Raw genomic sequence first — 18018 nt, 5'->3', positions numbered from 1 at the left:
ATACAAAAATAAGACTGGAGGGAGCTAAATGAACGAGCAATATCGTGTTGTAAAAGTCAGTTACTCTGAAGAGCTATCAGCTGAATCTGAGTTATGGTTTAGAAGATATATTGAAAAAATACTTCTTGATCATGTTGCAAAAGATGATCACAAACTCCGTGCTTTACTGATTAGTAGAAAATAACCTATGAGAAGGGATAATTACATGAGGGAAAGAAATTTAATTATTATTTATTGCCGTGTGAGTTCTGCCGCACAAAATCTGGATCTACAAATTTCTGCAGCAAAAAGGCATCTTGAATCACTGGGTTTAAAGGAAAACGAAGAGTGTATTATTTATCTAGATGATCACGACGTTTCAGCTACGAAGTTAAAAATGAATCAAAGACCTAATCTAATGCAACTAATTCGTTTAATTAAAGAAGGCAAAGTTAAAACAGTAGTTGTCTATAAGCGTGATCGATTGGCTAGAAACTTTTATGAATTTGTTGATATAACAAAGATTTTTATCAAATATGATGTGGAAGTTGTTTATACAGCCAGTAATGAGCCACCCTTTAAGAACAAGCTTGCTCTAGAAGCATTCTATGGGATGTTTGCACAAATGGAAGGTCAGAATATAAGTACACGTACTGCTGATGCTCGAAAGCAATATCCATCAAGTATTTATGGGTATAAACGAATTACCGATGATGCAAACAAACCACAATATATTATCAATGAAGATAAAAAAGATGTCATTCAATCAATATTTATCGATTTTAGTAATGTTCAAAATGAAAATCAGTTCCTTGAGTTTTTGTTGGTACGTAGAAAAGGTCTAAAAGATCCAGACAAGATTCTCAGAATGTTATCAAATCCATTTTACTCTGGACATTATGAATCGAAAAATGGTTATCAGATACTACATCATGTAGAACCAATCATCAGCTTAGAACTCTTTCTAACGAACAAATCACAAATTGATGAGTTTATAGCTTACTATCTTGAAAAACTAGAAGAAGTTAACAAACAACATTTGGTAACTCCAAAGTGTGGTGAATGCGGAAATACGATGAGACATCGGAAAGAGAATCAACTTGATGTAGGTTATTTTGTATGTAGTTCTAATCATAAAAGATTAGCTATTTCGGTTGAAGAGATTAATGATTTAGTAACACAAACTGTTTTGAATCATGTTCAATCGATTTCTGTTGATTTGGCAAAAAGAATGATTCCAAAAAATATTACAGCAAAGCAAAAAAAAATTCAAAAAGCATTAGAAAGGGCGACATCAGAATATCTAGATACTTCAATAAAGCTTTGCACACTGGATGGTAAAGCGAAAACTACTATATCTAACTATTTGGAAGAAATCCAAGCTCTTAAAAACAAATACAACGAGTTAGAACAAGATTTATTATCTTTACAGCGGCTAAGTAGCGAGATTAAGGACATTACCCAGTTTTTATCACAGCTTAATTATGATTTTACCCTACAAGAACTTCAACGACTCATAGAATTATTTGTTGATAAAATTCTTGTTTATGAAACTTACTTGCATATCGATCTATTTCTTTCATCATTTGCAAAGGAATCGAATGCATCATGAAAAACAGAAAAAAATTCAAGTTAATCAAAACTTTGAATGCAGTCGCCTATCTTCGTTATTCTGATAAAAAACAAGATGGTAATAACTCTTTAGCAATTCAAAAAAGCCAAATTCAACAATTAGCTGAAAGAGAAAACTTAGAAATTATTGAATGGCGAGCAGATAAAGCTACTAGTGCCTTTCATAATAACGTGAGTAAACGGGAAGGTATTCAACTTCTCTTAGAGGATATAGCTAATGGTGCCGAAGCAGTATGTTTTTATGAGGAATCTAGAATTACTAGGAGTATCACTGATTTCTATAACGAGATTTATATCCCTATAAAACAACAGTATCCTCATGTGAATTTTTTCAGTACTCAATCGGAAGGTGAATGGAACCCAGATGATCCTATGGTTCAAGCAAAGCTTGTCTTTGCAGCAGAAGAGTCTGAAATAAAGTCCGTCCGCACAACAGACGCTCAAAAGAATCTATTAAATCGTGAACAACCTAAACACCCCGGTTCCCGCACACCTGCTGGATATGATATGCAAGATGGAGTGTTGTACCCAAATGAAGATGCTGAAATAGTAGAGTTAATTTACCATCTTGCTAGCTGGGGACATTCACATGCTATTATTGCTGAGTTTTTAAATAAATGTGCCGTAACAAGTGCGAAAGTAAAGTATTGGAATAGTAGTACAATCGGTTATATTCTTTCAAACCGCGCTTACTCAGGAAACTTGGCATGGGGTGTAAGAACGAGCTATGAAATTAGTAAACCAAAACCTGAAAAAGATATTGAGATATTTAAAAATATTCATTCTCCCATTATTAGTCCAACCGTTATTCATCTAGTAAAGCAGATAAACGATTTAAAAGGTCATTATGGAACAATGAATACGCCATTCTATCTTCGTTCAATTATTAAATGTAAAAGTTGCAATTCGTATTTAACGGCTAAAGACCAATCTCCTAAAGGAAAACGTGGAGAATATAGAATTTACAGGTGTACAGAATGTAAAAATAGTGTATCAATAATACCTGTTCATCAATCTGTTTTAAGTGATCTGCAGAAAAAATGGAGTACACAGCTCGATACTTTTATAACTACTTCTAAGCACCAACTTAAACAATGGTCTTCCAAACTTAGAAAAACTATGGATAACCTAAAGCAACAACTTAAATTAGTATTCCTTAATGAAAGAACATTAGAAGATGATATAGCAAACTCACCGCTATTATCTGAAGTGTTTCTGTCTACTAAGAACCACTTACAAGAAAAAATAACCTATATCAGTGAGACGATAGATGAAATTAACCTACTTCTTGAAGATGACTATCTTTTAGTTACTTTAAAAGAAATGCTAAAACATAGTTTTTATGACTTTGCAGATACCGAACTAAGAGTATTCTTCTTAATTTTTTTCGAAGAAGTAGCGATTAATTTTGAGAAAAATAACGAAATTCATATCAGTTATCGTCTCTCTCCGTTTGTTTCGTTAGAAAATGCAACTGGTTATGTAACCGAACAAATGGGATAAGAAGAAATTTTGACTGGTTAGGAAACCGAAAGTGAATGCGCTAAATTTACTTTTACAAAATCGGCATTCTTAGAATCCCTTGTAATCAAGGCTTTTAGAGCATGTTCATTCGGTTTTCTAACCATCTTGGTATTCCTCGATGGTTAAATTACCGAACGCTATACTTTATTTATGGTCAAAGAACCGAAAAATTAAACTTTAAAACAATATTCTTTTTTTTGAAAAGACTTCAAATATAAAAACACGAAGATATAATGATTTTAGAAATATCTAATCAAATAATAGAACCCAAAACAAGCGAAAACCGCAGCGGGAACTAATCCACTTAATTATTTTGTGGATTTAGTCCAACTGCGGTTTTTTTGATTTAAATCCGTTATTGAATCAGTTGAAAAAGGAAAATTACAAGGAGTGTGGACTAATACCATGGAACGTACAAAAAATTATACAACTTGGGAATCGTTGCCCGACACATTAACAGCACAACATATTTCTCTATTTCTTGGAATCTCTAGAAGAAGAGTTTACGAGTTATTTCTAGTACATGTAGAACAAGGTGGTATCCCTAATTTTGAAATTGGTGCATCTAAAAGAGTCGAAAAATCTGATCTTAAGAATTGGATTGCACAAAGAAAAGAGAATAAATTCTAGAGCTGAAAAGTATTAGAGAAAATGTATTGATTAAGTCCATATACACTTTCCCTTCTTCTAATATTCTCATCCACCCGATAAAAAACACTAGATTAGAAAGGTGATAAAACACTATGAAAGGTCATTTTACAAAAAGAGGTTGCACGTATGGTCCAAATCGTTGCATCTGCGGTAAGACGTGGTCGTTCGTTATTGATATAGGAAAGGACCCAAAAACAGGAGAAAGACAACAGAAGACTAAGGGTGGCTTTAAAACAAAACAAGAAGCCGAAGCAGCAGCCTCGGCTATAATTACCGAAGTAAATCAGGGTGCATACGTTAAAGAATCAGATATTCTATTCAAGGATTTTGCTAATGTGTGGTTACCCGCCTACATTGAAAGAAATGCTCCAAAACCCGGAACTGTAAGAATTAGAGAGTACAATATCAAAAAATTATTGCATTACTTCGCTCATGGAAAACTTAAAAATATCACTAAAGAAATGTACCAAGCAGCACTAGATGATTTAAAAGATCAAAATTTTTCTAAAAGCACCATTGAAAGTATTCATACTACTGGTAAGATGATTTTTAAAATGGCTATAAGTAATAGAGTAATCAGATTAAATGCGGCCGAAAATGCTTATATTAAACGTGATCAACAGACCATTATTGAATTCGATGAAGAAGAACTACCAAATTACTTTGAAAAGGAAGAACTCGCATTATTCTTGGACATAGTTAAAGAAAAAGGACTATATATGGATATCCTAATTTTCCTAACGTTGGCCTATACAGGTATGCGTGTAGGTGAATTAGTTGTTCTAAAATGGAAAGATATTAATTTCGAAAAACAAATTATTAGTATCACGAAGACCTATTATAATCCTAAAAATAATACGAAAAAGTATGAGTTAGGCCCACCTAAAACTAAAAAATCTAGACGTAAGGTTGTCGTCGATGAATTAGTAATAAATGCATTTAGAAAACATAAAGAGGAACAGGAAAAACTCATTAAACGCTTTGGTAACTCCTACTATAACGAAGGATATGTATTCGCTAATTTCAATCGTCATCCTGGTTATCCGATTTTGATTAAACTAGTGGAAACTAGAATGGCTAGATTATTAAAAAAAGTAGACTTAAATCTTGAAGTTACTCCCCATTCTTTTCGCCACACACATACATCGCTTCTTGCAGAAGCTGGGGTAGGACTAGAAGAAATTATGGATCGGTTAGGTCACCAAGACGATGAAGTGACTAGAAAGGTGTATCTTCACGTAACCTCTGAAATGAAGAAAGAAGCTTCAAACAAGTTTAGTGAATTGATGAGAAGCATTGCATGATAACATAATTGAAAGCAAAATAATATTATTTTGCTTTCAATCTACATATAGATTTTATACTCCAACTACTTATCAAATATAATTTTTTTAAAAATCATGATGCTAAATAAATACTGTTCTTCAACAAAAGCACCCCGTTAGTTTAAGTACATTTATTCACAAACTCTCCATTGTATTTCCACTATTTATCAATAACAATTGATAATTTATAGTTTGCATGTTCGTTTAAGGCTTTCAAAAAATCATTCATTACTTCATTAGAAGGGAATTTGCATTCGAGAAGGTAACAACCTTCCCCACTTATTTTATAGTTACTGATTAAGTGTTGTTCTTGCGTTTTTATAAACGACAAATAAGGCTGATGATAAGTACTTTGCGTAATGATTATAATAAAAGCATGTATAAAACACCCCAATTTTACTCGATTAACTTTAATTGAATAACCCTCAATCACTCCTTGATCTTCTAATTTAGCCACTCTAGCTGAAACAGCTGGTCCAGTCAAATGGACTTTCTCACCTAATTCTTTCATCGTGAGCCGACTGTTCTTGGATAGTTCATCTAAGATCCGCATGTCCGTATTATCTAACATTTGTTTAACTCCTTTCATTAATAAAGTCAAACGGACAAAAGACTTTATTTAATCTATGTATCCGTCAATGTGTCTTAGTATAGACTATACAAGTACCAAGAAAATATCAAAAAAAGGGAGTTAATGATCATGAATATACATCACATTCGTAATGCAACAGCGGTTGTAGAATATGCAGGCAAAAAGTTTTTGATTGATCCAATGTTATCGGAAAAAGGGACTATGCCACCTTTTGGAACTGGTGTTGGTTTACCCCCTGCACCAAGAGAAGACCAAAATAATCCTTTGGTAAGCTTACCGACATCCATTGACAATATTATATTTAATATTGATGCTGTCATTGTCACTCATCTTCATCCTGACCACTGGGATGATGCTGCTAAAGAAGCATTACCAAAAGAAATAAAAATATTTGCCCAAAATGATAACGATGCGACAGAAATTCGAAACGCCGGTTTCAAAAATGTCGAGGTTTTAAAAGAGAATACAGTTTTTGAAGCTATTCAATTGATTAAAACAAAAGGCGAGCATGGTAGAGGCGAAATCTTAAAGCATGCTGGTGAAGTGTGTGGCGTTGTCTTCAAACACTCAAAGGAGAAAACACTATATTTCACTGGTGATACAGTATGGTATGAAGCTGTTCAAGAAACCATTGATGCACATAAACCGGAAATTATTGTGGCCAATGCAGGAAATAATCAATTCCTTGTGGGTGGTTCTCTTATCATGGGGCAAGAAGATTTATATGAATTGTACAAGGCTGCTCCTGATGCAAAAATCATTACTGTTCACATGGAAGCTGTAAACCATTGGGGACTATCCAGAGAAGAATTAAAAAGCTTTATTAACGAAAAAGGAATCTCGTCTAATGTGTCAGTGCCTGATGACGGAGAATCTTATTCATTTTAAGGTACGATCCGTGTAAGAAAATTTAATTTAAGGAGGTTCATCGCTATGTCCGTTGAAGCAAAAAAAGACTTAGTTCGCCGTTTTTTTAAAACGATTGAAGAAGAGAATTATGATGCACTTAAAGATTTCTGCCATCCGGACTTTGTGTTTTATCCGCAACTTGATACGCCATATCCTGGGGTGGAAGGTCTTATAGAATCAGAAAAGAAAAACTTCGATGCCTTTCCGGACTTTAAAATGCCAATTAAAGCCATGGTTGCGGAAGACGATTTAGTAGCAGCCTATTTTATATTCGAAGGTACTCATACTGGCATCCCATTTGTCGGTGTTCCTGCAACTGGAAATAAGGCTAGATTTTCTCTGATGATACTTTTGAGAGTTTCTGAAGGTAAAATTATTGAGCAAAGATCTCATGTTGATGTTCATGACATACTTCGCCAGCTTAACACTTAATTTCGATTAATTTAACCAATTAAAAGATCCTTTTTAGGGTCTTTTTTATTTATAAAAAAGGATCCCGCCTTTACTGCTTCTTCAACTAACCTGCCGCGTTAGTTTAAATACATATTTTCACAATCTATAAAATGATTTAGCATCATTTCACATCTGTGTTTAAAATTCATTTATACTTATGGAAAAGGTAGTGAGCATTATAAATGAAGAAGAAACTAAAAAGAAACCGAATCCGTTGCATACATTGCAATAATATTATCGAATCAAAAAACACAAATGATTTCAAATTATGCAAATGTGGCGCAGTCGGTATTGATGGTGGTTTAGACTATCCAAAACGCATTTTTGGTTCGAATCCAGCGGAAGAACATTACAAAGAATTGGCAGAATATGAATGACGAGAAGGAACGTGTTTGAATTAAAACATGTTCTTTTATTATTTTACCTCTTTCACGCATATTTGTTGAACTAAAACTCTAAGGTTAATGAATTGTTATCTTTCAAAATGGAAATAATGGATATTGTAATATAAATATTTAGGAAAGCGAGGTCATTCAATGAAAGGACATTTTTACAAGAGAGGATGTACGTGCAAGAAGAAAAAATGTACTTGTGGTTCCAAATGGGCTTTTACCGTCGATATTGGAATAGATCCGATTACTGGGAAAAGGAGGCAAAAGGTAAGAAGCGATTTTATAACTAAAGAAAAAGCTGAATCAGCGGCTGCCGCGCTCATTCATGAGTTAAATCAAGGAATATATGTGGAGGAAACAGACTTGAACTTTTGTGAGTTTGCAAATCAGTGGCTCCCAATCTATAGCGAAGCAAAAGATGTTAAACCCGGAACAATTCGAGTCCGTATTCATGAAATCAATAAGTTGTTGCCCTACTTTTCCCAACTAAAATTGAAGGACATCACAAGAAAGAGATATCAAGATGCTCTGAACGATTTAAAGGCCAGAGAATATTCTGATAGTACAAGGGAGGGAATACATCGAACTGGAAGAATGATTTTTCGGAAAGCATTAGAATTGGAGCTAATCAAGAAGGACCCTACTGAATTTTCTTATCTTAAAAAGGATAAAAAAACAATCGAGCAATTGGAGGAAGAAGAAATACCAAAGTACTTGGAAAAGGAAGAGCTTGCACTCTTTTTAAAAACCGCTAAGGAGCAGGGGTTGGAGTTAGACTACTTAATATTCCTTATCCTCTCCTACACAGGAATACGTGTTGGTGAATTAGTAGCACTCAAGTGGAAAGATATTGATTTCGTGAATCAAACCATCAGCATTACTAAAACGTATTACAATCCCAATAATAATACCGTTCAGTTTCAGTTGGTGACACCAAAAACGAAAAAATCTAGACGAAAAATTGTTGTGGATGAAGATGTGATCAAAGCTTTGAGCCTTCACAAAGAAACTCAAGCAAAAACCATTCAGCAGTTAGGTGATGCTTACAATAATCAAGACTTCATCTTTGCTAAAACAGAGAGACATCCAGGATACCCTATCGTCATTAAAATGGTACAACTCAGGATGGCTAGACTTCTTGCAATCGCAAAAATAAACAAAGACTTAACACCTCACTCATTGAGACATACACACACTTCGCTTTTAGCAGAAGCAGGTGTCGCACTCGAACAAATCATGGATAGACTTGGCCATTCAGATGATCAAATCACCAAGAATGTCTATCTCCACGTAACACAAGAAATGAAAAAAGAAGCTTCCCAAAAGTTTACACAACTCATGAGAAGCCTCGATTATAATCCTCTATGTTAGCAAAATGTTAGCATTTCACTTTCCCCTTACATACAAACCCTTATATATCAAGGGTTTAAGCGGCTTATTACATCATGCCGCCCATACCGCCCATGTCAGGTATTCCGCCACCCATTGCGCCTGCTGGTTCAGGTAGGTCCGCAACAACTGCTTCAGTAGTCAAGAACATAGCTGCAACAGATGCTGCGTTTTGGATTGCATAACGTGTAACCTTAGTCAGGTCAACGATTCCAGCTTCCATCATGTTTACCCATGTACCTTCTGCTGCGTTGAAGCCAATTCCTACTTCTTCGCGTTTCAGACGGTCTACAACGATTGATCCTTCAAGACCTGCGTTGTTAGCGATTTGACGTACAGGCTCTTCAAGCGCACGAAGTACGATTTTAATACCTGTAGCTACATCGCCTTCAGTAGACTCTAGTAATGCTGCTACTTTGCTATAGACATTTACAAGAGCAGTACCACCACCAGAAACGATACCTTCTTCAACAGCTGCACGCGTTGAATTCAATGCGTCTTCGATGCGAAGTTTACGTTCTTTAAGTTCAGTTTCAGTAGCTGCTCCGACTTTGATAACTGCTACGTCAACCTGTTTCGGAGGGATGAGAACCGGCGCTCTGAGGGCCAGGCTCATTGTTTCTCAACAAACGCTTCACAAAAAAGCGAACATTAACAAGGATAACGCGACTGACACAGCGCTGGCAGTAAACAGTACCTGGTAGCTCATGTACTGGGAAACCCAGCACGGAATGATCGCACCTAGCCCGATGACTAGATCGGTTGCAGTCGAAAAAGAAGCATTGGCTAAACCAATACATTCTGGACTAACAAGACGTATCGTTGCTGCCTGAAGTGCAGCTTGCGCGTAACCGAAACCAATCCCATACAAAACCGCCGAAAAAATTGGCCGAGAAACTCAAGACAATCAAAACCAAAATCGTAATTACTAGTGCAGGTATAATGACAAACGTCTCACCGTACCGATCTGGAAGTCTCCCCACAATGGGACGAATCAGGACAAGCGTGGCTACATAAACCAGAAAGAATGTACCTGAATTGATCTTGATCGAGTCGGCAAACAATGGTACAAAGGTGATAATTCCGCCATAAGCGATAAACAGCTATCCTACATCAACCTCACTATATAAAAGGGACCTTTTACCGGCGATATTTTCGCCTATTAACGTATTTACTCCCTTTTTAAAAACAAAGTTACTATCCGAGACAGTCTCCAAGACCGCGTCGGATTTGTTTAATTTCATAAGAAGGGACCCAAATCACTAGAACTTCACCTTATAAAATAAACAAAGCTAATAGTGATTAATAAAGTACCTATAAAGAATAGATAGTTGCTTCCAATACCTACGTTAAATGAGCTTTTATTTAAAACGCTACCGAGTGTAAGGTTAAGGGGAGAGAAAGGCGAAGCCCCCGAAGAATGGCACCATGCAGCAGCTAATAATACTCCGTATGCTAGAGTAGATAAACCAATGGTTTCAGGTGAAATCGATGTCGCTAATAATGTGACAGAAACGATTTGATGTACACCTATGAATGCTAAACTCACTGGTAAAAGTATTAGAATTCCTATTAAGAAGATCAATGATACTTTACCTGCGATCGTATTAATAAAGCTATTAATAAGTAAGTTAACAGGTGTACTCATGACAACAATTCCGAAGAAACCTGCGCTAATAAACAAACTTAATTCGTTTGCTATTTTCGGAAGGGAAAATATAATGTACGTACTTAAATGTTCCTTTAACTTCATTCCCTCCTTAAGGAATAAAAGCCATATCATCGAACCTAATAAACCCATTATTGAAACAAGAACCGTCATTTTTTGACCTGTCGCTTTTTCCAAAATAAACAATAAAATAAAAATACCACTCATGATTATAATCAATTGAATCATATTTTTTCTTTGATCATTCATTCTCTCAAATTGCAGAACCATTTCTTCCGGTAACTCTAGATTCTTATCCTTTTTCAATATAAAGAGAACAACAATATTCCCGAAAACAAAATGTATAATTGCCAAAGTTAATATAAAAGGCCCAAGTGTTGTATAAGGTAGTTCCATAAAGTGAAGAATTATTGCCACAGAGGCAAAATACGGTGACCATACATTTGTTGAGATAAATCCAGTATACATTGCCTTTCCTAAACGTTCGGGTGAAAGACTCGTCTTTTTAAATAAGGGATATAGAACACGGATAATAGCTAGATTCACTACGGAACCAAGAAGAAAAGTTAAAAATGATAATAGTAAAAAAACGGAGGTTGGTTTAGAATGGAGTCTTTTCAACTCCATTTCAATACTGTACAAGTATCCCCCAGCACTAATAGGCATAATTAACATCGGAACAAAGGAAAAAAGACTGATCAGTCCTAAGTTTATAGAAACCGCAGATTTCCAAACATCAAAATCTAAATGGTAATAAAAAAACAATATATGACCAAGAACTAGCATTATCATTGAAATAATTAATGTAGATCTTTTTATAGTTGGAAAAAGAAGGAGCACCATTGTTATACAGCCATAAAGAATAATTGCCGGCATTGGACTACTACTATTAAATAATTGCTGAAATAAAATAGCAAGAGCGATAATAAATATGAATATCCCCTGTACTCTAGCTAAAAGAATGGATTTAGACACTTTATTCTACCCCCTGTTTCTTTTTAGCCCGTCCAAAGCAAATGTCAAATCTCCTTTATTGAATGGGCTAGACTAAGTAAGACAATGAAGTAAAGGTCTTGTAGGACATCACTAACAAGTACGTAAAGAGTCTACAATGACACAAAAAATGAATAACCTTCACAAAAGAATTTAAAAATCAAATCTCACAGATTTATGTGAATAAGAAATCTAGAATCGATATTTTCCCGGAATACGAATTAACAGCCTTGGCGTTCGATAAATGGGTGAAACACGCGGAGGCTTCTAGTTCCTTCAGTGAGAAAGATAACCATACACCCGGAGAGAATGAAGTAATCAATTGTGCAAAGAAAATGAACGCTTGTTGGAAAACGATATCTTAAAGTAAGCCGTGCTGATCATGGGACTAAAATAACTATCTTAACAATCACAAATATCCAATAGCAGTAAGTAAAGTCCTTAAAATACCTAGATGTACTTGCTTTATGACTTTGTAGAGAATCCCCTCAGAAAAAGAGCTGGTCAAGCAGTGAGTTCAATGACCAAGGGCAACTGTTTTTAGTGATCTGATTTATGTACGAGTGAACGAAAAATGGTATTACGTATGCTTATTTGTTTACCTCTTCAGCCAGGAAGTTATAGTCCACAATGCGGACTATACAAAATGGCAGCCTTGCCTAATAAAGCCCTATCTAGCATTGATAGACAACTTGATCCCATTCAGATGTTCCATACAGCTCGTAGAAGTGATTTTAAAAATAAATTATTTGATGAAGCTTTAGGCACATTTACAATGAAGGATGCTCATACTTGAACTTGATGATTATGTTTTCCGGTTTAATAAAATTTAATCTATGAACACTCTGTTATAAAAATACGGTAAAGTCCAAATTACAGTCCTTATAATCTTTGTGCAACTTACTGTTGACATCCCATAATGTGGAAATCTAGATTAAGATTTAATTTCTTTACTTAAATTCAGTTCATACTTCTTAATCGACTCTATGGCTGTACTCATACTACTTTTAATATGAATTCTCATGGCGTTTTCTGCTTTTAATCGATCTCCATTGGTGATATGTTCAAGAATAATTGTATGATCCTCCGTACTTCCATTAAGCCCGGTATTCCCACTAATTATTTCATCGTTATTCATTGTAACCAGCCTACGGTATCTAGTCGTATGATCATTCAACTGACTTAGAATTTTTACTGCCGTTCGATTCCCACTCATTACATACAACTGATCATGGAACTTTTTCCCGTAATAGAGAACTTCTTCGCCATCTTTATATTTGGTCGCTTGTCTAATTCTATGACAATAACTAGAGAGTATTTCAATATCTTCTTTAGTTGCATTCTGAGTAGCTTTATTTGCTATAATTCCTTCTAGATAGCTCCTCACAAGAAACAACTCTTCAGCCTCTTGTACTGTAATAGAAGCAGTTTTTAATCTTCCATTAGGTTGTCTAATGACCAATTCTTCTACTTCTAGCTTTTGTAATGCCTCTCTTAGGGGCGTTTTACTAATATCCAATTCCTCTGCTAGCTTTCCTTCTACTAAATCTTGATCTGGCAAAATTACTCCACTCAGAATCTTGTTTTTTAATTCAGAATAGGCATAATCCTTTGACATCCTTCGTGGCTGTGTCGAACCCATAATGACCCTCCTTAAAGGAATCTGTAATTTTCATCAATAGCTGTATATAGTATAACACGCCTGTTAAATAACTAAATATAGGTGAATTTATTCCGCTGTATTTCCCGGCCGGAACAGGAAATCTACAATTGCATTTTGATATTTCATCACTAATGTCTGCACCAAAAATTTGTGGGTGAAGCTACTGAAGGTTAATTGTCTAACTGCTTTTTCCATATAATTGCTTAACTCTGACTTGGCACGTTACGTCACCAAATACATTTGAATCGAGTTGGTGCATCCGGCGAAGTGAATGCTATCGATACGGCTCAACGTTTTTCCGTAATTGAATGATGAAGTTCTAGCTCTATTCCAGAAAATGATTCAGCCGACTATTTTTTCCGTATGCGTATCCTGTATAAGCATCAATCCATTGTTATCCAAAGATTCTTCGCTGGCAACTCAATCTACCCGTCTCCTCTACTTCGAAGGGCGTCCCCAGTTTCCCGCGTATAAGCGATATGAAGCTTGATTTCGAATCTCTCCTCGTGATAAGGTGTCTAGGTCTTCCCGACGGGAATTGCCGTGGATTTCTCGGGTAGGAGCTTCTGTTCTACTTTCTTGTTTTTTTGCCTGTTTGCATTTGGCAATCAATAAATGAATAAATCTCAGAAAGCTCCATATGGAATGTCACTTGCCTTCTTACTGATGGATGAGTAATTTGCAGGTGAAGGACCAATTGACGCCATCACATACATGAAATTTTCGTGCAACATCCTCATACTAATAATTTTCTACAAGTGGCAGCAATTCTTCTGTTGAAATAAAGGTAGATAAAAGTTTTGAAGTCGTGGCAAACTGCTTCATAGAGGACACCATTCCTACATATCGATGTTCGTTTAGTCATTTTAGATCGTATCAGAATAGGCGTCTTCTTTCTATACTTATATTAGGAGTAATTAACTAATCAACAGACTTGTTAGTACAACAATAACCCTAGAGTATATTCTAGGGTTATTAAAAATCCCAGCGTTTATTAATTATATAAATGACATGAAACCGTATGATCTCCATCATGTACAGTAGGTACTGGTTGCACTTTCGAACACATATCCATTGCTGCTGGGCATCTTGGATGAAATGTGCAACCAGAAGGAGGTTTTACAGCGTTTGGAACATCGCCAGTTAAGATTACCCTTTCTTTAACCTCATCAGGATGCTCTATCGGAACTGCCGATAATAGGGCTTGTGTGTAAGGATGCAATGGTCTATTATACAAGTCTTCTGTTTTAGAAACTTCAACAATTTTCCCGAGGTACATAACAGCTACACGGTCCGAGATATGACGAACAACACCGAGATCATGTGAGATAAAGATATATGTCAGACCTAATTCTTTTTGCAGTTTTAATAGTAGATTAATTACTTGGGATTGTATGGATACATCAAGTGCAGATACGGGTTCGTCTGCAATAATTAGTTCCGGGTTTAAAATCGCCGCCTTCGCAATTCCAATTCGTTGTCTTTGTCCACCAGAAAACTCATGTGGGTAACGATCAATGTGATATTCAGATAATCCTACAGTCTCTAAAATACTAATAACTTTCTCAAGACGTTCTTTAGGTGTAAATAGTTTATGAACGCGTAAAGGTTCAAGTAAAATTTGTCGAACTGTCTTTTTAGGATTTAAAGAAGCATAGGGATCTTGAAAAATCATTTGCATTTTTCTACGAAGTTTCCGCATTTCTTCATACGAAAGCTTAGCAATATCTTGTCCTTCAAAAATAACTTCTCCAGCCGTTGGTTCATTGAGTCTTAGTATTGTTCTTCCTGTTGTAGATTTCCCACAACCACTTTCACCAACAATACTAAAAGTTTCTCCTTTAATAACTTCAAAATTAATACCATCAACAGCCTTAACAACGGAGCTTTCTTTTAACCAACCTCGATCTATCTTATAATGCTGCTTTAAGTCTCTCACTTTCAATATTAGTTCAGACATAAGTTTCTTTCCTTTCTCATAGACTCGTCTTCATATAGCCAACAACGAGATAGTTGATTTTCCAATTTATATAAAGGTGGCTTCTCGGTTTTACATTTTTCCATTACATATGGGCAACGAGCCGCAAATGTGCAACCGGGTGGTAATTCATCCGGTCTTGGGACACTTCCAGGAATAGACACCAATCTTTGCTTTCTTTCATTTGCATTCGTCCCTGGACGTGAATTTAATAACCCTTGTGTATAAGGGTGTTTCGGGTTGTCAAATATCGTTTTTATATCTGCTTGTTCAACAATTAAACCAGCGTACATAATGACAACTTCATCACACATTTCCGCAACTACACCCAAGTCATGGGTAATTAAAATGATAGACATATCTTGTTTGTTTCTAATTTCCTTAATTAACTCCAAGATTTGTGCTTGTATGGTTACATCAAGTGCTGTTGTTGGTTCATCAGCAATTAATAGTCTTGGGTTGCATAGCATAGCAAGACTAATCATCACTCTTTGTCTCATTCCGCCAGAAAGCTGATGAGGGTATTCAGAATAAATCCCTTCGGGTCTTGGTATACCTACCAAAGTTAGCATATCAATAATTTTCTTTTTCATTTCACTCTTATTCAATTTAGTATGTTGTTTAAGTGGTTCACTTAGCTGCTGACCAATTGTAAACACAGGATTTAACGAAGTCATTGGTTCTTGAAAAATCATCGAAATTTCATTGCCTCTTAATTTCCTTAAGGACTTCTCATTCATTTTCGTTAAATCCATTCCATTAAAGTTGATTTCCCCATCTTCTATCTGTGCAAGGGACTTAGGCAAGAGCCCCATAATAGAAAGTGAGGTGACACTTTTTCCACAACCCGATTCTCCAACTAACCCAATCGTTTTACCTCTTTTAACTATAAAATCAATTCCGTCAACAGCTTTAACTACACCGTGGCTTGTATGAAAATAAGTTTTAAGATTGTTTACTTTTAATACAATGTCATTGTCTTGCACTATAAAACCCTCCTTACTTATTGTATTCTGGATCTAGTACATCCCGCAGCCAATCTCCTAATAAGTTAATTCCAAGTGCCGTCACCAGTATCGCAATACCTGGGAATGTGATTAACCACCATGAGCTGAAGATAAAATCCCTTCCCTCACTTAACATATTGCCCCATGCTGGTAGAGGTGGCTGTATTCCGAATCCTAAAAAACTAACACCCGCTTCTGCAATAATATAGTTTGCTGCTTGAAGCGAAGATAAAACAATAATTGGGGTATATAAGTTAGGTACGATATGTTTGAAGATAATTTCCCACCGTGGAACGCCTGTTGCAATACTAGCAATAACAAACTCTTTTTCTCTCAATGCCAGGACTTCACTTCTAACAATACGTGCGTACGCTACCCATCCAGCTACAACTAACGAAATAATAATGTTTTTCAAACCTGCGCCCAGTACTGTACTGATTACCAATACCAATAATATAAATGGAACGCTAAGTGAAACATCTACAATTCTCATAATTACTGCGTCTACCCATCCTCGGAAATAACCAGAAACAATACCGATAATGGTACCGATTAAACCTGCAAAGACAACCGTAACAGTACCAATAACCAAGGATACTTTCGTCCCCGAGATTATTCTAGACAGCATGTCACGTCCTAATTGGTCTGTTCCAAGAATATGTCCTTCCGATAAGGGGGGTAAAAGCTTTTGAGCAAGACTTGAAGCCATTGGATCATAGGGGGTTATAAAGTCACCGAAGACTCCTAAAAAAAGTACGACAACTAAAATTGAGAACCCCATAAAACCTGTTGGACTTTTCATTAGTTCTTTTGAAAAGTAACGTAACTTCGACTTTTTCTTTGCTTTAACTGCTATGACCGCGATTTCTTCTACATCAACATCCGTAGCTTTTCCGACCATTTTAATCTCTCCTTACTTTACTCGAACTTGTGGATTCACGAGGCCATATAATATGTCTGCAAAAAAGTTAATAATAGAAATACTTAAAGCAATGAAGAAGACACCTGCTATGACAACTGGGAAATCTCTTCCCATCAGTGCTTTAATAAGTAATTGACCTAAACCGGGCCATGAAAATACGGATTCAATAATTACAGCTCCACCTAATAACACACCTAAATCTAAAGCAGCAATTGTGATAATGGGAATCAATGTGTTTTTCAAACCATATTTATATAATATCGAAAAGGTTGAAGCGCCTGTGGATTTCACTGTTCTAATATAATCTTTTCGCAATACATCGAGCATTGTAGATCGAGTAAAACGAGCAAATCGCGCAGCACTATGTGCCGCAAGTGTAACTGCTGGCAAAATCAAATGGATAGCAGAGCCTCCACCACCGGAAGGTAGCATTTTAAACATCACAGAAAATACGAGTATTAGTAAGAGTCCCAACCAAAATCCGGGAATTGCTTGACCTAATACTGTAATACCCGTCCCGATTCTGTCATAGATTGTATTTTGTTTGTAAGCCGATATGACTCCTAATGGTATCGCAACCGCTATTGCAACAAATAGGGCTGAAAAGGCCAATTGAAATGTTGCTGGTATTTTGGCAAGAACTATAGACAATGCATCTTGTCTATAGATTAGAGATTCTCCAAAATCACCTTTGGCTACATCTGCTAAAAAACTACCATACTGCACAATGAGGGGGCGATTAAATCCTAATTGTTCACGAAACTGTTCAGCCATTTCCTCCGTTGCATCATCTGGCATATATAAGTACGTAGGGTCACCAGATAAACGGATAATAAAAAATACTAAAGTGATTGTTAGAAAAAGAACAACCAATGTTTGTACTCCTCGTTTTAATATATATCCTAGCATAGGGGTACTCCTTTTCTATGAGCGTGGTATT

17 protein-coding genes and 1 pseudogene are annotated in these 18018 nt (G+C 35.9%); 10 read left to right on the top strand and 8 right to left on the bottom strand.

What is annotated here, in order from left to right; translation table 11 throughout:
- Window positions 1–28 precede the first annotated feature (28 nt).
- The 5 genes from AZE41_RS22500 to AZE41_RS02850 all read left to right on the top strand — a co-directional run bounded on the left by AZE41_RS22500 (window position 29) and on the right by AZE41_RS02850 (window position 5090).
- Complete coding sequence (locus tag AZE41_RS22500) at window positions 29–184, top strand: hypothetical protein (RefSeq protein WP_156475943.1); 156 nt, start codon at window positions 29–31, stop codon at window positions 182–184.
- A gap of 21 nt (window positions 185–205) precedes the next feature.
- The gene (locus AZE41_RS02865; RefSeq protein ID WP_067205415.1) at window positions 206–1591 is read left to right on the top strand and encodes a recombinase family protein; all 1386 of its coding nucleotides are present in this window, start codon (window positions 206–208) and stop codon (window positions 1589–1591) included.
- Window positions 1588–3114 (top strand): recombinase family protein, encoded by a 1527-nt coding sequence (locus tag AZE41_RS02860; RefSeq protein WP_067205412.1) that lies wholly within the window; start codon window positions 1588–1590, stop codon window positions 3112–3114. Before AZE41_RS02865 ends, AZE41_RS02860 begins: the two co-directional genes overlap by 4 nt.
- A 426-nt stretch (window positions 3115–3540) precedes the next feature.
- Window positions 3541–3765 carry a helix-turn-helix domain-containing protein gene (locus tag AZE41_RS02855; RefSeq protein ID WP_067205409.1) on the top strand — a complete coding sequence of 75 codons (225 nt, stop codon included), beginning with the start codon at window positions 3541–3543 and terminating at the stop codon, window positions 3763–3765.
- 113 nt (window positions 3766–3878) lie between these two features.
- Window positions 3879–5090 (top strand): site-specific integrase, encoded by a 1212-nt coding sequence (locus AZE41_RS02850; protein WP_067205406.1) that lies wholly within the window; start codon window positions 3879–3881, stop codon window positions 5088–5090.
- Between the two features lie 181 nt (window positions 5091–5271).
- Here AZE41_RS02850 and AZE41_RS02845 read toward each other — a convergent pair whose 3' ends face one another.
- Window positions 5272–5682 (bottom strand): Lrp/AsnC family transcriptional regulator, encoded by a 411-nt coding sequence (locus AZE41_RS02845; RefSeq protein ID WP_067205403.1) that lies wholly within the window; start codon window positions 5680–5682, stop codon window positions 5272–5274.
- Between the two features lie 129 nt (window positions 5683–5811).
- Here AZE41_RS02845 and AZE41_RS02840 point away from each other — a divergent pair, with 129 nt between their 5' ends.
- The 4 genes from AZE41_RS02840 (at window position 5812) to AZE41_RS02825 (ending at window position 8828) form a co-directional block, all read left to right on the top strand.
- Window positions 5812–6591, top strand: coding sequence for an MBL fold metallo-hydrolase (locus AZE41_RS02840; protein ID WP_067205400.1), 780 nt, complete (start codon window positions 5812–5814; stop codon window positions 6589–6591).
- 45 nt (window positions 6592–6636) lie between these two features.
- Window positions 6637–7044 carry an ester cyclase gene (locus tag AZE41_RS02835; RefSeq protein ID WP_067205398.1) on the top strand — a complete coding sequence of 136 codons (408 nt, stop codon included), beginning with the start codon at window positions 6637–6639 and terminating at the stop codon, window positions 7042–7044.
- A gap of 203 nt (window positions 7045–7247) precedes the next feature.
- Window positions 7248–7442 (top strand): DUF7695 domain-containing protein, encoded by a 195-nt coding sequence (locus AZE41_RS02830; protein WP_067205394.1) that lies wholly within the window; start codon window positions 7248–7250, stop codon window positions 7440–7442.
- A gap of 159 nt (window positions 7443–7601) precedes the next feature.
- On the top strand, window positions 7602–8828 hold the full coding sequence (locus AZE41_RS02825; protein ID WP_067205392.1) for a tyrosine-type recombinase/integrase: 1227 nt from the start codon (window positions 7602–7604) through the stop codon (window positions 8826–8828).
- 67 nt (window positions 8829–8895) lie between these two features.
- On the opposite strand, the pseudogene AZE41_RS02820 reads toward AZE41_RS02825, so the two are convergent.
- Both AZE41_RS02820 and AZE41_RS02815 read right to left on the bottom strand, forming a co-directional pair.
- A pseudogene (locus AZE41_RS02820) lies at window positions 8896–9411 on the bottom strand (TCP-1/cpn60 chaperonin family protein); the annotation flags it as partial.
- Window positions 9412–10116: 705 nt separating this feature from the next.
- Window positions 10117–11490, bottom strand: coding sequence for a hypothetical protein (locus AZE41_RS02815; RefSeq protein ID WP_067205387.1), 1374 nt, complete (start codon window positions 11488–11490; stop codon window positions 10117–10119).
- A gap of 592 nt (window positions 11491–12082) precedes the next feature.
- On the opposite strand from AZE41_RS02815, the gene AZE41_RS22490 reads away from it, so the two are divergent.
- Window positions 12083–12304, top strand: coding sequence for a hypothetical protein (locus AZE41_RS22490; protein ID WP_156475941.1), 222 nt, complete (start codon window positions 12083–12085; stop codon window positions 12302–12304).
- A gap of 138 nt (window positions 12305–12442) precedes the next feature.
- On the opposite strand, the gene AZE41_RS02810 is transcribed toward AZE41_RS22490, so the two are convergent.
- The 5 genes from AZE41_RS02810 to AZE41_RS02790 form a co-directional block, all read right to left on the bottom strand.
- The gene (locus tag AZE41_RS02810; RefSeq protein ID WP_067205384.1) at window positions 12443–13150 is read right to left on the bottom strand and encodes a GntR family transcriptional regulator; all 708 of its coding nucleotides are present in this window, start codon (window positions 13148–13150) and stop codon (window positions 12443–12445) included.
- A 1015-nt stretch (window positions 13151–14165) separates the two neighbouring features.
- Window positions 14166–15131, bottom strand: a complete 966-nt coding sequence (locus AZE41_RS02805) for an ABC transporter ATP-binding protein (RefSeq protein ID WP_067205382.1) — start codon at window positions 15129–15131, stop codon at window positions 14166–14168.
- On the bottom strand, window positions 15119–16135 hold the full coding sequence (locus AZE41_RS02800) for an ABC transporter ATP-binding protein (protein WP_067205380.1): 1017 nt from the start codon (window positions 16133–16135) through the stop codon (window positions 15119–15121). The genes AZE41_RS02805 and AZE41_RS02800 overlap by 13 nt, the downstream gene beginning before the upstream one ends.
- 13 nt (window positions 16136–16148) lie before the next feature.
- Window positions 16149–17057: an ABC transporter permease gene (locus AZE41_RS02795; RefSeq protein WP_082786467.1), complete on the bottom strand. Its 909-nt coding sequence runs from the start codon at window positions 17055–17057 to the stop codon at window positions 16149–16151.
- Window positions 17058–17069: 12 nt separating this feature from the next.
- On the bottom strand, window positions 17070–17987 hold the full coding sequence (locus AZE41_RS02790) for an ABC transporter permease (RefSeq protein WP_067205378.1): 918 nt from the start codon (window positions 17985–17987) through the stop codon (window positions 17070–17072).
- Window positions 17988–18018: the final 31 nt, after the last annotated feature.

The sequence above is a fragment of the Sporosarcina psychrophila genome, from assembly GCF_001590685.1.
Taxonomy (GTDB): domain Bacteria; phylum Bacillota; class Bacilli; order Bacillales_A; family Planococcaceae; genus Sporosarcina; species Sporosarcina psychrophila.
Note: the sequence above shows the minus strand (reverse complement) of the source record. Positions and strands in the feature narration are given on the sequence as shown.

Bases quoted from the DNA above. Each gene is read 5' to 3' on its own strand.
- AZE41_RS22500 (WP_156475943.1), top strand. From the start codon at position 29: ATGAACGAGCAATATCGTGTTGTAAAAGTCAGTTACTCTGAAGAGCTA.
- AZE41_RS02865 (WP_067205415.1), top strand. From the start codon at position 206: ATGAGGGAAAGAAATTTAATTATTATTTATTGCCGTGTGAGTTCTGCC.
- AZE41_RS02860 (WP_067205412.1), top strand. From the start codon at position 1,588: ATGAAAAACAGAAAAAAATTCAAGTTAATCAAAACTTTGAATGCAGTC.
- AZE41_RS02855 (WP_067205409.1), top strand. From the start codon at position 3,541: ATGGAACGTACAAAAAATTATACAACTTGGGAATCGTTGCCCGACACA.
- AZE41_RS02850 (WP_067205406.1), top strand. From the start codon at position 3,879: ATGAAAGGTCATTTTACAAAAAGAGGTTGCACGTATGGTCCAAATCGT.
- AZE41_RS02845 (WP_067205403.1), bottom strand. From the start codon at position 5,682: ATGTTAGATAATACGGACATGCGGATCTTAGATGAACTATCCAAGAAC.
- AZE41_RS02840 (WP_067205400.1), top strand. From the start codon at position 5,812: ATGAATATACATCACATTCGTAATGCAACAGCGGTTGTAGAATATGCA.
- AZE41_RS02835 (WP_067205398.1), top strand. From the start codon at position 6,637: ATGTCCGTTGAAGCAAAAAAAGACTTAGTTCGCCGTTTTTTTAAAACG.
- AZE41_RS02830 (WP_067205394.1), top strand. From the start codon at position 7,248: ATGAAGAAGAAACTAAAAAGAAACCGAATCCGTTGCATACATTGCAAT.
- AZE41_RS02825 (WP_067205392.1), top strand. From the start codon at position 7,602: ATGAAAGGACATTTTTACAAGAGAGGATGTACGTGCAAGAAGAAAAAA.
- AZE41_RS22490 (WP_156475941.1), top strand. From the start codon at position 12,083: ATGGTATTACGTATGCTTATTTGTTTACCTCTTCAGCCAGGAAGTTAT.
- AZE41_RS02810 (WP_067205384.1), bottom strand. From the start codon at position 13,150: ATGGGTTCGACACAGCCACGAAGGATGTCAAAGGATTATGCCTATTCT.
- AZE41_RS02805 (WP_067205382.1), bottom strand. From the start codon at position 15,131: ATGTCTGAACTAATATTGAAAGTGAGAGACTTAAAGCAGCATTATAAG.
- AZE41_RS02795 (WP_082786467.1), bottom strand. From the start codon at position 17,057: ATGGTCGGAAAAGCTACGGATGTTGATGTAGAAGAAATCGCGGTCATA.
- AZE41_RS02790 (WP_067205378.1), bottom strand. From the start codon at position 17,987: ATGCTAGGATATATATTAAAACGAGGAGTACAAACATTGGTTGTTCTT.